This is a genomic window from Agromyces sp. LHK192 (genome assembly GCF_004006235.1).
Classification (GTDB): domain Bacteria; phylum Actinomycetota; class Actinomycetes; order Actinomycetales; family Microbacteriaceae; genus Agromyces.
On sequence record NZ_CP034753.1, the window covers coordinates 3,219,910 to 3,234,547 of the forward strand.

11 protein-coding genes and 3 tRNA genes are annotated in these 14,638 nt (G+C 66.6%); 8 read left to right on the plus strand and 6 right to left on the minus strand.

Annotation, left to right across the window (positions count from 1 at the left end):
- Nucleotides 1–129: 129 nt before the first annotated feature.
- Nucleotides 130–1,434, minus strand: a complete 1,305-nt coding sequence (locus tag ELQ40_RS14630; RefSeq protein WP_127794345.1) for a C40 family peptidase — start codon at nucleotides 1,432–1,434, stop codon at nucleotides 130–132.
- Nucleotides 1,427–2,830, minus strand: a complete 1,404-nt coding sequence (locus ELQ40_RS14635) for a M23 family metallopeptidase (protein WP_127794346.1) — start codon at nucleotides 2,828–2,830, stop codon at nucleotides 1,427–1,429. Before ELQ40_RS14635 ends, ELQ40_RS14630 begins: the two co-directional genes overlap by 8 nt.
- Before the next feature lie 261 nt (nucleotides 2,831–3,091).
- On the opposite strand from ELQ40_RS14635, the gene ELQ40_RS14640 reads away from it, so the two are divergent.
- From ELQ40_RS14640 to ELQ40_RS14650, 3 genes are all read left to right on the plus strand, one after another.
- A tRNA-Glu gene (locus ELQ40_RS14640) sits at nucleotides 3,092–3,164 on the plus strand.
- A 33-nt stretch (nucleotides 3,165–3,197) separates the two neighbouring features.
- Nucleotides 3,198–3,271: transfer RNA gene (locus ELQ40_RS14645), tRNA-Asp, on the plus strand.
- Between the two features lie 89 nt (nucleotides 3,272–3,360).
- A tRNA-Phe gene (locus tag ELQ40_RS14650) sits at nucleotides 3,361–3,433 on the plus strand.
- Nucleotides 3,434–3,470: 37 nt separating this feature from the next.
- Here the strand turns inward: ELQ40_RS14650 and ELQ40_RS14655 are convergent.
- The gene (locus ELQ40_RS14655; protein ID WP_127794347.1) at nucleotides 3,471–4,757 is read right to left on the minus strand and encodes a site-specific integrase; all 1,287 of its coding nucleotides are present in this window, start codon (nucleotides 4,755–4,757) and stop codon (nucleotides 3,471–3,473) included.
- Nucleotides 4,757–4,954, minus strand: a complete 198-nt coding sequence (locus ELQ40_RS14660; protein ID WP_127794348.1) for an XRE family transcriptional regulator — start codon at nucleotides 4,952–4,954, stop codon at nucleotides 4,757–4,759. Before ELQ40_RS14660 ends, ELQ40_RS14655 begins: the two co-directional genes overlap by 1 nt.
- Before the next feature lie 138 nt (nucleotides 4,955–5,092).
- Between ELQ40_RS14660 and ELQ40_RS14665 the strand changes: the two genes are divergently transcribed.
- Nucleotides 5,093–5,806, plus strand: coding sequence for a hypothetical protein (locus ELQ40_RS14665; RefSeq protein WP_127794349.1), 714 nt, complete (start codon nucleotides 5,093–5,095; stop codon nucleotides 5,804–5,806).
- Nucleotides 5,807–5,869: 63 nt separating this feature from the next.
- Here ELQ40_RS14665 and ELQ40_RS14670 read toward each other — a convergent pair whose 3' ends face one another.
- Both ELQ40_RS14670 and ELQ40_RS18825 read right to left on the minus strand, forming a co-directional pair.
- Nucleotides 5,870–7,450, minus strand: coding sequence for a hypothetical protein (locus ELQ40_RS14670; RefSeq protein ID WP_205649352.1), 1,581 nt, complete (start codon nucleotides 7,448–7,450; stop codon nucleotides 5,870–5,872).
- A 219-nt stretch (nucleotides 7,451–7,669) separates the two neighbouring features.
- Nucleotides 7,670–7,831, minus strand: a complete 162-nt coding sequence (locus ELQ40_RS18825) for a hypothetical protein (RefSeq protein ID WP_164863621.1) — start codon at nucleotides 7,829–7,831, stop codon at nucleotides 7,670–7,672.
- Nucleotides 7,832–8,585: 754 nt separating this feature from the next.
- On the opposite strand from ELQ40_RS18825, the gene ELQ40_RS14675 reads away from it, so the two are divergent.
- The 4 genes from ELQ40_RS14675 (at nucleotide 8,586) to mobF (ending at nucleotide 14,501) form a co-directional block, all read left to right on the plus strand.
- A complete protein-coding gene (locus ELQ40_RS14675; protein ID WP_127794351.1) occupies nucleotides 8,586–9,137 on the plus strand; it encodes a DUF4365 domain-containing protein in 552 nt (183 codons plus the stop codon).
- A complete protein-coding gene (locus tag ELQ40_RS14680) occupies nucleotides 9,134–10,369 on the plus strand; it encodes a hypothetical protein (RefSeq protein ID WP_127794352.1) in 1,236 nt (411 codons plus the stop codon). Before ELQ40_RS14675 ends, ELQ40_RS14680 begins: the two co-directional genes overlap by 4 nt.
- A gap of 394 nt (nucleotides 10,370–10,763) precedes the next feature.
- Nucleotides 10,764–11,678, plus strand: coding sequence for a hypothetical protein (locus tag ELQ40_RS14685; protein WP_127794353.1), 915 nt, complete (start codon nucleotides 10,764–10,766; stop codon nucleotides 11,676–11,678).
- Nucleotides 11,679–11,816: 138 nt separating this feature from the next.
- Nucleotides 11,817–14,501, plus strand: coding sequence for a MobF family relaxase (mobF, locus tag ELQ40_RS14690; protein ID WP_240665811.1), 2,685 nt, complete (start codon nucleotides 11,817–11,819; stop codon nucleotides 14,499–14,501).
- Nucleotides 14,502–14,638 lie beyond the last annotated feature (137 nt).

Here is a 14,638-nt window from a genome sequence, read left to right on the forward strand (position 1 = left end):
CGAAGCGCCGAACCCGGTGGTCGAGTAGCGAAGCGTATCGAGACCCGGCCGTCCCCGCGTCTCGATACGGCGCTGCGCGCCTACTCGACGACCGGTGGTCGAGTAGCGAAGCGTATCGAGACCGCGTGCTCAGCCGGCGGGGCGGGCCGCGGCGGCCGGCGATCCCCAGATGAAGTACTCGCGGACGGGCACGCCCTCGCGGGGCGCCTCGAGGATGCGTCCGCCGCCGAGGTAGATCGCGACGTGGTAGTAGTCGCCCCCGCCGCCCCAGAACAGCAGGTCGCCGCGTTGGATCTGCGACAGCGGCACCGCCTTGCCCTGCGCGGCGAGCGTGCGGTACTGGTTCGTGGCCGAGTGCGTGCCGACGTAGATGCCGGCGTTCGCGTACGACACCTTCGTGAGGCCTGAGCAGTCCCAGACGTCGGGGCCGGCACCGCCGAGCACGTAGCGTTCGCCGAGCTGCTGGCTCGCGAACCAGATCGCGGTCTCGACGGCGCTGGAGTTCGGCGGGCCGACGACCGGGCCGCCGCCTCCACCGCCGGAGCCGCCGCCCGAGCTCCCGCCTCCGCCGCCGTTGCCTGGTGGCGGCCGGTTCGCCGCTTCCGCTGCGGCTGCGGCTGCCGCCGCCTCGGCCGCTGCCGCTGCAGCGGCGGCCGCCTCCTGGCGTTCGATCTCGATGCCCTCCGCGCGCTGGCGTTCGAGGTCGGCCGTCGTGCCCTGCAGGCTCGCGAGCTGCGCATAGAGCTCGCCCGACCTCGTCTCGGCCTCGGCGACCGCGGCGCTCGCGGCGTCGGCGGCCTCGCGGGCCTCGTCGGCCTGCTGCTCGGCGCGCTTCGCGAGGCGTTCCCGTTCGGCGGTCGCCGTCTGCGCCTGCTCGCGTAGGGACTGCGCGCTGTTGCGGTCGGCCAACGCCTGCTCGTACACCGTCTGCGAACGCTGCCCGAGCTGCGACGCGAGGCCGAGCTGGTCGAGCAGGCCGTCGGCGTCGCCCGAGAACGCGAGCTCGGCCGAGAGGTCTTGACCGGCGGTCTTCGCGAGGTGCGCGGCGAGGAGCCCGGCCCGCATGCGCGATATCTCGGCGACCGCCTCAGCCTCGTCGGCCTCGGCGCCGAGTTCGCGCTCGCGCTCGGCGGCGGCATCCCGTTTCACGATGGTGGTGCGGTACGCCTCGTCGGCGATCATCGACGCCTCGATCGCGGCATCCGCTGCGCTGCGCAGGCCCGCGAGCAACTCGTTCAGCCGGTCGATCTCGGCCTGCTTGGTGTGCTCGTTCGCCTTGGCCTGCTCGATCTCCTCCCAGGTGGGATAGTCGGGCGCGGCGAACGCCGGGCCGCCCGCAGCGGCCGCGGTGACCGTGACGGCGCCGATGGCGACCGCCGAGAACACGGTCGCGGGCTTCACCCGCGACACCGGTCTCGTGCGGTGCTCAGCCAAGGCCCACGCCCCGCTCCGCCATGAACGGGCCGGGGTTGATGCGGGTACCGCCGTGCCAGACCTCGAAGTGCAGGTGGCATCCGGTCGACGCGCCCGTCGTGCCGCTTCGCGCGATCAGCTGACCCGCCTCGACCCACGCGCCCGTGCCGACGAGCAGCCCGCCGTCGCGGATGTGCGCGTAGCCCGTCGAGATGTCGCCGCCGTGGTTGACCTTGATGTAGTTGCCGTAGCTGCCGCTCCAGCCCGAGATCACGACGACGCCGCTGTTGGCCGCATAGATCGGGGCGTCGCATCCGGTGCCGAGGTCGTAGGCGTAGTGGAAGGAACCGGAGCAGTATCCGCCGCCGCACAGCGAACTGCGAGCGCCGTAGCCGCTCGTGATGCGACCGTACGCGGGCTTCGCCCAGCCGGAGCTGGCGACCGTGCCGGCCGCCGCACCGTTACCGGCGCGCAGGGCAGCCTCGAGTGCCTCGCGGCGCTTGCGCTCCTCCTCCTTGCGGATGCGCTCGCCCTCCTCGTACGCGGCGGTGGTCTTGGCCTCGACGTCGCGGAGGAATGCGAGCTGCGCCTCGAGCTCGACCTTCTTCGCCTCGGACTCGGCGAGCGCCGCCTCGGCCGCGGCCTGCGCCTCCTGCGCGGCGACCAGCGCCTCCTCGGCCGCGATGCGGAGCTTCTCGCGCTCGCCCTGCGCCACCTTCGCCTGCTCGCCGAGCGAGGCCGCGGTGTTCGCCTGCTCCTGCGCCTTCTCGTAGATCGCGGAGGTGCGCTCGACCATCTTGTCCATGCTGCCGAGCTTCGCGAGCAGCGCGTCGGTCGACTGCGCGTCGCCAGCATCGAACATGAGCGACATCGAGACGTCGCTCGACCCCGTGCGGAACAGCTGCGCCGCGACCTGGCCGGCGTTGGTCTTCGCGGTCGCCGCCTCGGCGGCGGAGGCATCCGCTTGCCGCTGGATCTCGTCGGCACGCCGCACCGCATCGTCGTAGCGGTCCTGCGCCTCGAGCATCTCGACCATGCGGCGCTCGGCCTCGGCGCGCGTCGCCTCGACGTTCGCCTCGAGCTGCGCGATGAGCCCGACGATCTGGGTGACCGCGGCGGCTCCCGCGGCGGTGTTCGCCTTCGCCGCCTGCAGTTCGTCCCAGGTGGGATACGTCGCCGCCGTCGCGGCGCCGGGCTGGGCGATCGAGAGACTCAGCGCGAACGTGGCCGACAGGAGGGCGGCGATCGCCCGGTTGCGGCGGGCGCCGCGGAGGATGCGCGGGCCGCCTCGGCGGGCGCCGCGTTCGTCGGCGCCGGCGCGACGGATGCTGCGCAGGATGCTTCCGCGGGGCGCGACCGAGCGCTCGCTGAGGCGTCGGCGGCTCGTGTCCGGCCGGCGTGCAGTGGTTCGGTCCATGGTTCCCCGTCCACGCAGGGAGGTCCCCGCGCCGTCGCTCGCGTGCAGGCGGTCCTTGTCACCCTAGGCACGCGATCGCGCACGATCGGGGATTCCGCCTCCGCGTGGCGGAACCTCGGTGGCTGCGGCTCGAGGCGGGCTCGGGGGTGGCTCGGCGCGCCCTCGACGCGCCCGGGACGATGGCGCGGCGGCCTCGTTTTGGATTCTCGCCCGGAAGCACGTATGCTCTTCTCTCGGTGGTTGTGCCAGTCACAAACCCCCGGCCCCATCGTTTAGCGGCCTAGGACACCGCCCTTTCACGGCGGCAGCACGGGTTCGAATCCCGTTGGGGTCACGCTCGAACGAGTGGGTATAATTCAATAATCATGGCCCTGTAGCGCAGTTGGTTAGCGTGCCGCCCTGTCACGGCGGAGGTCGCGGGTTCAAGTCCCGTCAGGGTCGCTCAAGGCGACAAGCCCTTTCGAGAGAAGGGGCTTTCTCCTTATATCGCGGTAGTTGTTCCGGACGCAGTCCACGAACGGATGCCCCGAGGCTCTGTAGCTCAGTTGGTAGAGCGTTCGACTGAAAATCGAAAGGTCACCGGATCGATGCCGGTCGGAGCCACAGTCAAAACCCCCGGTTTACCGGGGGTTTTTTCGTGTCAGCGGGTCATTCCGCGAGACCGCCGGTGAGGCTGTGCCATTAATGTGCCATTAATGGTTCGCCTGGTTCGGCGTTGTGCCATTCCTGGTTCTGGATGGGCTGGCTTGGCTTCGTGCTGAGTGCCGGTCTTGGCTCTGCTCGCATCGGTGCTTTCGTCGGCTCGCTTGAGCGCATCGTTGAGTGCTGCGCCGGCTCGGAGCGCGACGCCCTCGCGAGCACGCGAGTAGCGCTCGGTGACCTGCAGGCTCGAGTGGCCGAGGGTCGCCTGCACGTCGGGCGCGGTGGCGCCGGCGTCGAACAGGATCGTCGCGAACGTGTGCCGCAGATCGTGGATGCGCAGGTCGGGCCGGCCGATCGCCTCGCGCAGTTCTTCCCAGTTCACCGCGCGGCGCGCGTTGTGATTCGTGAGGCGACCGCCGTCGGGTCCGTCGAAGAGCAGGTCGCTCCCCCGCTTGCCGCGCGCCGCAGCCTCGGCGTACGGACGCAGCGCGTCGATCAGCGGGACATCCCGTGACTTGTGACTCTTGGGCGATTGCTCGATGAGCTCGCCGCGCATGCCCGGACTCAGCGAGCGGCTGACGCGGATGACGGCGCGCCCGAAGTCGACGTCGCCGACGCGCAGCGCGGTCGCTTCGCCCGCGCGCATCCCCGTGTAGACGAGGGCGGCGAAGTACCGGCGGTAGACGCCGTCGGGAATGAGGCCGAGCAGCGTGGCGATCTGCTCGAGCGTGAGCGCCCGCGACACCGGCGAAATCGACTCGCGCATGCTCGGCCGCTTCACCTCGCGGGCCGGGTTGTAGTCGATGAACCGCGACCGACGCGCGCCGTCGAGGAGGCGTGAGAGCACCGCGAGCGCATCGTTCTTGGCGGATGCCCCACCCGACCACGCGACCATCGCCGACTCGATCATCGGCGAGGTGATCTCATCGAGCCGGTGCCGGCCGAGGCTCGGCTTCACGCGGAGCCGCCAGGCGACGCCGTAGCTGCGGGCCGTCGCCGGGCGAATGGAGGACTCGATCGCCGGCCAGTACTTGTCGTACCACTGGTCGAGCGTCATCGAGCCGTTCGGGTTACGACCGGCGACCATCTTGGCGAGTTCGCGCTTGGCCTCGGCGAGGGTGAGGAACGTGCGGGAGCGTTCGGCGGCACCGCCATCGACGCTCGGACCGACGACGCGGATCTGGTAGCGCTGGCGGTCGGCGCGCCAGCGGATGCCCTCGGGCAGCGGCCGTCCCGTGCGCGGATCAACCCGCGACGGGGTGTCCTTGGTCGGCCGCCCGGCCATCAGTGTTCCGTTCCACCCCGCGCGAGCAGCTCGTCGATCGTGTCGGCGCTCCAGAGCAGGTGCTTGCCCATGCGCGCGTCGGGCTCGGGGATGAGCCCGTCATGCCGCAGCTTGTCGAAGCTCGAGACGGGGATGCGACACCGCTCAGCGGCCTCGACTCGGCTCAGATACTCGACCCTCCACGCGGTGTCGGCCATGACGCTCCCCCTCGACTCATCGGCCGCCGGCTGGCATCTCGTGCATGCCGACCCACGCGCGGCTATTTGCAAGTACCTGAGATTATCACCGCACATGGGTTTCGGCAAGTATCTGAGTTGTGTGGCTAGACTCGTGCCATGGACCTACCCGAGTCCCCCTGGTGGGCGGACCAGTCTCGAGACGGACTCCTCGTCGCAGACGACCTCCCCGAAGAGTGGTACCTGCATCTCCACTTCCCGGGCGACCGAGGTGACGACCCGTCGCTCGAGATCGACGAACTGCTCGGCTACGACCGGTGGATGACCGCGCCGAATGAGCAGTACCGCGTTTCCGTGTCCGACCAGAACGAGACCATCGACGGCCGCTGGCGATGGATCGAACACATTCCGACGCACACACGCGTGATGATCCGCCTGCAGCGCCAGACGTTCGCCGTACCGGAGGAAGTGCGCATCACGGGTGTCATCTACCTTCCTTGGCGGGTCGGCCAACCAATCACCAGCCAACTCCTCCGCGAGTTGCCGACCGCCCGCATCGAGGCCGCGATCAACAAGCGGCTGTTCGCGATGAAGCGCACCGAGACGAGATCCGGCGGCAAAATCGTGCTGCCGTCAGGCCACAGGATCAGCGAGCGCGACCTGCTCAACCCGATCGGCGACCCGAAGAAGACGCCCGACTTCTACGAGCTGGTCGCCCTGCAGCATGGCCAGCTCACCCGGGAGGGCGACAAAAACCCGAGCGCGACGATGGCGGAGATCAATGGGGTTGCCCTCTCCACCGCGCAGGGCTGGATCACGAAGGCCCGCGAGCGCGGGCTGCTGCCGCCCGGCCGGCGAGGGCGGGCTGGCTAGCACCGCTTCAACGAGAAGGTTGACCTCTGGTCGCAAGACATGACAATCGCGACGATGGGCCGGCTACTCGCCTTCCAGCACTGCTGCGACCCAATCACCCAGTGAGTTCGCCCCGAGTCCCTCGACTAGCACGCCGGTGTCGTCTACGAGGACGGTGGTCCAAGGAGAGCTTGACCGCAAGAACTGGGCGACGCGGTTCAGCTCGTCGTCCGACAGCTCGTCATGTCGCGTCAAGTACACGACAACGTCTCCAGACTCGAGAATTTCTTGCCGCTCGATGCCTCCGGTCAGGTATTGAACGAGGTACCCAAGTCCGGCCTGTTCGTACGCACGGGATCGGAGCTCGGCGACGTTGTGCGACGCATCGATAACCGCGCTGTCGAGCATGTCATCGCGCAAGTCTTCACCGCGCAGAATCGACTCGACGTCGGCGTGCTTAAGCCCATACGACTCGCGTAGATATTGCCGCAGTGCTTGCTGAAGGCCGTGTTTGTGGAGCTCTCGTTGCTGGGGATCCGCTGGCGACTCGCCCGCCCACAACCATGCAATTTCTTTGATGTCAGCAAGGCAATGAACGAAGATCGCCCGCCGCTTCCGCTCGCGTTGTTCCGTGGACCAGCAGTCCACCCAATGGTCAATTTCTGCCTGCACGCCACCCGAATACGAACCGCCGCGTTCCGAGCGGTCTTCTGTGTTACCCATCCCAAACAAGGGTCGATACACGAGGAACGCGTCCGTGTTGCTTACGAGGAAATGGTCTCGGAATGGCACCTCACCGATGATCATCTTTTCGAGGGCACGGGCGTAGGGTCCAAGCTCGAGGATTGCCGGCTCTTCCGGTTCGAGGGGCAAGTCTGCCGGCCGGTCATTCTCCAGAATCGCCCCAGTTGGCGACAGATTCGGCCATCGCACTCCCAATTGGTAAGGGCGCGCCAGCGGCTTTGCCGAGTCCGGCGCGGGAGCGATCCTGAACTCATCAATCGACGTGGGCATGATCAAATCGATGCCCTCTCCCGCGAGTCGATCACCAAGCCGATTGCTCGACAGAACCACGTCGGGCCACGGCTGGGTGCTGCCGCTCAAGACGGCGCGGCGGGGCCGAGAGATGGGGTGCGAAAGATACGAGGTTGTCGTCCCCAGCGGGTCCGACAGAAGTTGGCGAAGTGAGCGGAATGGGTGCTTCACCCCGAGAACTGTGAGGGGACAGCCGTGGGCGCGAGCAAGCAATTCAGCCTGCACCATGTCGAAGCGTCTCCACATGGCGATTTCCGTGAGAGTCGCATTCACATTCTCGGCGCGAAGCTGCCACCAGACAATGCGGTCAGCTGGATCGAGCTGGTCGGCAGGGCCGCGGTATGCATCTAGCTTCTGTGACAGCAGGTGTCTGTCCAGACGTCGCTGAAGGTCGTAGATGTCTCCTTTGGAGCCAAGGCGCCGGTGAATGTCATAGATATCGTCGATCAGGAGAACCACATGGTCATATCTAAGATCGTCGACGCGAGTGATCGGTCGGCCGAGCGTTGAGTAGAGCTCGCTTCGCCGAGCCGAATAGAACGACGGGTGAAATGCGACCACCGTCGCTCCGTCGCCACTGGTGGCTGCCTCCACGAACTTGTCGTATGCCGAGTTCCAGTACTGCAGCATCACTTCTCGCGGGAAACCCTCAATGGGGTTCCGAATAGTCCTGGCTTCCCGATCAACCGACCTGAGGCGCGGGTTGGACCAGATCGCGTCATCTCCGACTATGGCGGCGTCAACATCGAGGACCGTTACATCCGAGAGCTCCCGGGCCAACTGTGCGCGCACGTCACGGAGCCCAACACCCGGTGACGCAAGCAGGGCAACTTTATGCAAGTCGAAAGCTCAGCGCTCGCCTTGGGCGACTGCTGCGATCTCGCCAAGATGATCGATGATGTCGGCCTCTCCGTGATACTGCTGGCCGTCCACTTCAAGGGTGGTCTCTGGAGAATCCTCGGAGGTACGAGGAAAGTACACGATCTCTCGCTCACCGAGCGCACCGATCACCCTGGTGGGGTCCTCCGCTCGACTAACTGTTAGAAGTACTGCAGATCCCATGACTCTCCCAATCTCGTGGTGGTCACGCCGTGGGTCTTACGCCGCTACGCCGGTACTGCACTGTCCGGCGCCGAACGGCCGTTCCCCCGTAGGCCCGATTGCGTGCAATCTACACGGCGGCTCCGACATGGTCGATCACTCTCGACGGCGGGGGGTCGTTTCTCAGAACTCAAGTCAACCCTGCCGACGCCATCTACCTTCCTTGGCGGGCCGGCCACCGGCCACGAGCCAACTCCTCCGCGAGCTGCCGACCGCCCGCATCGAGGCCGCGATCATCGAGCGTCGCTTCGCGATGAAGCGCAAGGAGACGATCACCGGCGGCAAGATCGTGCTGCCGTCCGGCCACAAGATCAGCGCGCGACCTGTTCAACCCGCTCGGCGGCTCGAAGAAGACGCCCGACTTCTACGAGCTGGTCACCCTGCAGCAAGGCCACCTCTCCCGGGAGGGCGACAAGAACCCGAGCGCGACGATTGCGGAGATCAACGGGGTTGCCCTATCGACAGCCCAAGGCTGGATCACGACGGCCCGCGATCGCGGGCTCCTGCCGCTCCGTCGCTGCGGGCGAGCGGGGTAGATCTGCACGGAGTCGGAAGCCCGCCGCGTCGTGGATGGCTCCAATCCGAGCTACAGCTCGTGGGAACCACCGATTCGCTTGGGCGTTGTGATTCGCATTGCACTCGATCGTGACCCTAGGATTCGAACGTGTCCGCCTTTCCCGCCGCTGTCGTGGCCGCTGGGCAAGTTGTACGTGGGATGCCGACACGTCAGACGGATCTGATGGAACTGTTTCAGGCGTCTGTCGTACAGGCCATCGCGGCTGCAGCCGGTTGCAACGTCAGTGCCCCGCAGGTCGACAACGGCATCGACCTCGACCTGACACATGAGCTCCCTCATGAGGAAGACATCCCTCTCCGCGTGCAGCTCAAGGCCGTGACGAGCGGCTGGAACGCCGACAGGTCCCGCATCCGCGCAAAGGTCTCATTGAAGCGGTACGACAAGATGCGGCGCGTGAACCCCTTACTGCCACAGATTCTCGTAGTCATGGACCTTCCAAGCGAGCAGGAGGACTGGATCCGCATGGAGGATCCGCACACGATTGCGCAGCACCTCTGCTACTGGGTCAACCTGGCAGGGGAACCTGAGTTCACTGGTAGCGGTGACGTCGTGACCGTGTCAGCCCCCGCGACTAACGTCTTCGATGATCTGTCGCTCTGCCAGATCATGGCGCGTATCCGAGGCGGAGGCACACCGTGACTATCTCCGTTAGCGACAGCCTTACGCTCCGGCGTGCGCTGCGTCGGCTCGGATGGGCCCAGACGGGATCGTTCCGCGGTGCGCTGGAGTACTGGGCGCCGAAGAATCCAGACGGCGCCGCTCCACCGTCTATCGGACTCGACCGACTGATTGTTCCGATCGTCGACACAGCTGCAGACGCGCAGGACTTGCTAGACGATGCCTCGAACGCTCTACTCCAACGCTACGGTCGTGAGTACGCTCAGACCCTCGAAATGATCAAACTCATGGTCGCCCGACACCTTGATGAAGTCGAGGTGCGCCGCGAGACCCCGAACAACGCTGGCTTGATTCGGTGGCAGCTTGGAGACGAAGCGATCGAGAGCACGCGAGGCATATTGTCGGCGTCAGCTCGGGCAGCGATATCCAAGAAGAAGCGGTTCGCCAGCGCGGAGAATGTGGTCTCGGAAGAGTTCCTCTCGCAGTGCTACATGGGCCAGACGAAGGTCGGCAGCTACGTCATCACCGCGCTTACGCCAGCCGAGGCCAGTATCGTTACGAGCCGCGCAAAGCCCGACCCGAAGCGCCCTTCGCCCCGCGTTGCAGGCCGACTCATCACCGATACCCTTGTCGGTTCTCTCGAAGCAGTCAAGGACGCTATCGCCGAGGCGCACAGATCCCGGGAAGACCAAGTCAACGATGCCTTCGAGCTCGCTGTCATGTCTGGCGTCTCCTATGAACTACTCGCAGCACTCGAGCCGCTGACTCGGGAAACCGAGTCGAGTATCCAAGTCGCATACTTCCGGACGGGCCGCGACGACCTTGACGAGGAACCCGTTCAGCAGCCGACGCACGAGATTACGTTCACCCCGGAGGACAGCAAGATCATCGCACAGGCGCGCGCCTACTTTGCGAAGACACCAGACCCCAGGCCAATGCGCCTCACAGGCGAAGTTACGGATCTAAAGAACTCGTCAGCCGCGGCTGAACATCGCATTAAGCTCGCGACCCGCGTCAACGGTAGGCCGCGCACCGTCACGGTCAACCTCACGGCCGACCAATACGCACATGCAGTCGACGCGCACGGTCAGGAACGCATGTTCACGGTGTTCGGTGAGCTTGAGACACGGCAACGCGGGGCATACGTCGAAACTCCCGAGACAGTCCGCGTTGAGAATACGTTGGTGTCCGATGAGGTACGGTCAAGCGGAAGCCCACGGTCCGACGTTCCGCCTCCCCCGCTTTTCGAATAGATCGCCGACGCTGGCCAACGCGCCGAAGGGGTCACCCAGCCGAAGTTTTGACGGGCCTGGAACGTAGTTCAACGTGCCGATGGGTTCCTGCCGTTCTGCGGCTTTGGGCTGCGACTCCAAGTTGCGGCCCTCGCCGCCCACACCGCGTGACTTTGATCGGTTGCTGCCGCAACGCCGCCCGACGATCCAGAGTCCTGGATGCCAGGGTGTTTACGCTCACGCAACGCCTACAGTTACTTGTCGTTGGCTGGCTCGATCAAACGTTGAGCGCTCGATCGCACATCTCTCAATTGGCTCTCCCAAAGTTCTACCGAGCAGGACCATGCGGGAGTCTCGGGCATGAGAGAGACGGGGTGTACCCGGGCGAAGACCAATCTTCTGCGACACTGTCCCCGTGACCAACGCCGCCACCGGAGTTCCCCGCGAGCCTGACTCTGGCGCCAGACTGTCGACCCTTTTTGCCGGCGTGGAGCCGCCATTCATTGACTTCGACAGGCAACTGTCCGCGACCGCCTTGCAATGGCAGGCGCACGGCAACGATGCTGATTTCGCCGAGATGTCGGCGGTCGTGAGCCGCGTCGAACCCGGTCGGATGTACGTCATCATCGGGCGGATCGCCTCCGCTGGTGAGCAGCTAGCACTGGCCGGCCTCGCCTATCGAGACGCCCGAGCGTGGCTGACGAATGGCGCCGCGGGAGACACAGCACGCGTCCCCGCTCGCGCTCTCGCCGAAGTGGTGAGCTACTTCGCCCTCAGTGCAGCACACGGGCTTGCAAACGTGACGGCTCGGCTACTCGCGCTTGAGCTTAGAAGTCGGGCGATCCTCACTTCCCGGGAAAAGCAGAGTGGCGGTTTCGCGCCATTCGACCCGAGGGATGCTGGATGGCTACCGATCAACGCGCGGACCGTCGATTCGCTGGAGGCGGCGGCGGTTCACCATCAACCTTCCGTCACGCAACTTATCGCGCAGGTGCGGGACCTCATCGACGATCCAGACTGGGCGCGACTCGTTGAGCGGCGGCATACCGACTTCCACCGCTGGCGCCCTCAATCGATTGAGGGTGGCGTTGCCCCGAACTCTCCGTGGCTTGAGTTTGACGACTATCAGGTGCTTGCTGTGCGCGACGGGGGCAGGCTCGTCCCTGATGACCACGCGAGACTGATCGCTGAAGCAGGACACGGGCTCGAGCGCCTCGAGGCGGCGATGCGGTCATGGATCGACCTGTTCGCTGGCGCCCGCCACGATGTACTCACATACGTTCTGGCGAAGTCAATGGACAACGTCGAGATCGACGTACGCGACGAATAGTCCGATCACAGCCCTTTCATCGATTGCCAAAGGTCACCGTCCAACGCGATCGGCCCACTGACCATCTGAATGGACGTATGCTACCGTAGGTAGTTGCAAGAACCTGAGCTAGCTCGGAGGAAGGCGATGCGAGGTGGAGTGATCCTGTACCGAGGTTCCGGGGCCGACGCGCGCCGGTACCTCGAGTCCGATCGCTCCCGCGCCGACGACTACTACCTCGAGGGCGGCACGGCGCTGGCCGAGTTCTCCGTCGTCGACGGCAGCGGCGACCTGATCGGCGAGGGTGCGCTCACCCCCGACCAGTACGCCCAATGGGTCGACTGGATCAACCCGCTTACCGGCGAGTCGATGGGCACGCCCCGTCACGCCGGCGACGCTCGCCACGGATCGCCGCGATTCGCCGAGATGGTCGTGAACGCACCGAAATCGCTGTCGATCGCCGCGGCGCTGCACCCCGAGGTATCCGATGCCCTCGATGCGGCGCAGCGCGACGCGGTCGCCGAGATCCGGGTCTGGCTCGGCCAGCACTCGGTCACGCGCGTCGGCCCGCGGGGTGCACAGCGGGTGGTGCCGGTCGAGCAACTCGAGACGGTCGCGGTCTCGCACAAGACCTCGCGGGCCGGCGACCCTCACCGGCACATCCACTTCCAGATCGGTACGAGGGTCTGGGCGGATGCCGCGTGGCGAGGTCTCGACACGGCGGCCCTGTTCCGACAGCAAGGCGCCATCCGCGCACTCGGCACGGCTGTGATCGCGGCGCACCCGCGGCTCGCGGCCGCGCTCGACGCGCACGGCCTCACGCTCGATCCGGTGACGGCAGAGGTGACCGAACTGCAGCCGTTCAACGCGGCGATGAGCAAGCGTGCCGTGCAGGTTGCGCGCAATCTCGTGCAGTTCGAGAAGGAGTGGCGTGCGGAGCATCCGGGTCAGGAGCCCGGGCCTGCCGCGATGTCGCGACTGACCGCGATGGCGTGGGATCACGAGCGGCCGCACAAGAAGCCGACCCGGCTCGGCAGCGAGGATGCGTGGCGACGCGAGCTCGAGGCATCCGGCTATCGACCTGATCTCGAACGCGTGCGGACGCAGCGGGCCATCGCGCTCGATGAGCTGAGCGTGCAGGATGTCGCGTCCCGCGCGCTCGATCGCTGCGCGGCCGCCGCGTCGACGTGGACGGTGCACGACATCCAGGAGCACGTGTCACACCTCGTGACCGAGGCCGGGGTGCGTGCCGACCCGACGCCGCTTCGCGAGTTCGTCACGCTCGCCACTGAGCTCGCCGAGGAGAACTGCCTGTCGGTGCTGCCGCCCGATGGGCCGCATCCCGAGCACGTCGCGCACCTCACGAGCGTGCACGTCATCGCCGTCGAGTCTCGGCTTCGCGATCTGCTCACGGCCCGGGCCGAACGCCCGCAGGTGCGCACGCCGGACCTGTCGCGCATTGCACAGCGACTCCGACTCGACCCGGCACAGGCGCGCGCGGCTGCGGCCGTGGCATCCGCTCAATCGCTCGTCGTCGTGGAGGGCGCGGCCGGCGCAGGCAAGACGACGATGCTCGCCGCTGCGATCAAGGCGGCGGCGATGCAGGGTCGCAAGACTCGCGTGGTCACGCCGACGAAGAAGGCGGCCGACGTAGCGCACCAGGAGCTCGGGGTTGCGGCCGACAGCGTCGCCAAGCTCGCGCACGAGCACGGGTGGCGGTGGAATCGCGACGGCGTGTGGACGCGGCTCGCCATCGGCGACCACGACCCAGACACGAATGCCACGTACGCCGGCCCTGCGGCATCCGCTCTACTGCGCCGCGGCGAGCGAATCATCGTCGACGAGGCGGGCATGCTCGACCAAGACACCGCACTCGCGCTGTTGACCGTTGCCGATGAGGCGGGTGCCAGCGTTGCTCTGGTCGGCGACCGTGCGCAGCTCGCCGCCGTCGGCCGCGGCGGTGTGCTCGACATGGCCGCGCAGCTGCTCCCGCGCGTGCATCGCATGACAACCGTGCACCGATTCGTCGACCCGGAGTACGCCGCGCTCACCGTGCAGATGCGGCGCGGGGATCACCCGGAGGCAGTCTTCGATCGGCTGTGCGCGCTCGGTCTCGTTGCTATCCACGAGAGCCCGGATGCGCAGCTCGAAGCGCTCGCGCACAAATGGCGCGAGGGTTGCGCGATGACCGTTGCGACGAACGACGAGGCGCGCGAGATGAACGCGCGGATCCGCGAGGAGCGCGTACGGAACGGCGTTGTCGAAGACAGCCGGACGGCGATCGGGAGCGATGGGCTGAGCATTGGGCGTGGTGATGTGATTCAGACTCGTCGGAACGACTCGGGCTTGCGGGTGGCGAATCGCCAAACGTGGGTCGTTCGGAGCGTAGTCGAGGACGGTTCACTGTGGGCAACGGTGATTGCCAGCGGGCGGAAGCGGCCCATGGTGCATCTGCCCGTCGAGTACGTCGCCGAGCACACGCACCTTGCGTACGCCTCGACTGCCCACGGGGTTCAGGGCGTGACGGTGCCTGAGTCGCACACAGTGGTCGGCGATGCAATGGGGGCGGCAAGCGTCTATGTGGGGATGACCCGTGGGCGAGGCTTCAACCGTCTGCATCTGGTGGCGGCGGATGCTGATGATGCGCGGGCGCAGTTTGTTCTCGCGATGGAACGCGACCGCGCCGATCGCGGTCTCGCGAATGCGGCGGCGACGGCGCGCGAGGCCGTGCGCGGGCTCGCCACCGGTTCTGAGGAGCGACACCACCGGAAGCGCTGGGTGGGCCCACGATTCGGGCGAGACGCTGGGCCGAACGCGGCGTCAGAAACTGGACTGAGGCGATGAACAGGTGAACAGGCCCTGACCGACCAGGATCGTCGACGGACTGCATGGGCGTTGTCGGGACGGCAGTCGCCCGCGCGCGGACCTAGGGCGTGCCTCACGCCGGGCCCGTTGGGTTAGATGTGCTGAGTGAGGGTTAG

What these genes read in the sequence shown, in the direction of transcription:
- ELQ40_RS14635 (WP_127794346.1), bottom strand. Translation starts at nt 2,830, where the DNA reads ATGGACCGAACCACTGCACGCCGGCCGGACACGAGCCGCCGACGCCTC.
- ELQ40_RS14655 (WP_127794347.1), bottom strand. Translation starts at nt 4,757, where the DNA reads ATGGCCGGGCGGCCGACCAAGGACACCCCGTCGCGGGTTGATCCGCGC.
- ELQ40_RS14660 (WP_127794348.1), bottom strand. Translation starts at nt 4,954, where the DNA reads ATGGCCGACACCGCGTGGAGGGTCGAGTATCTGAGCCGAGTCGAGGCC.
- ELQ40_RS14665 (WP_127794349.1), top strand. Translation starts at nt 5,093, where the DNA reads ATGGACCTACCCGAGTCCCCCTGGTGGGCGGACCAGTCTCGAGACGGA.
- ELQ40_RS14670 (WP_205649352.1), bottom strand. Translation starts at nt 7,450, where the DNA reads ATGCTGCAGTACTGGAACTCGGCATACGACAAGTTCGTGGAGGCAGCC.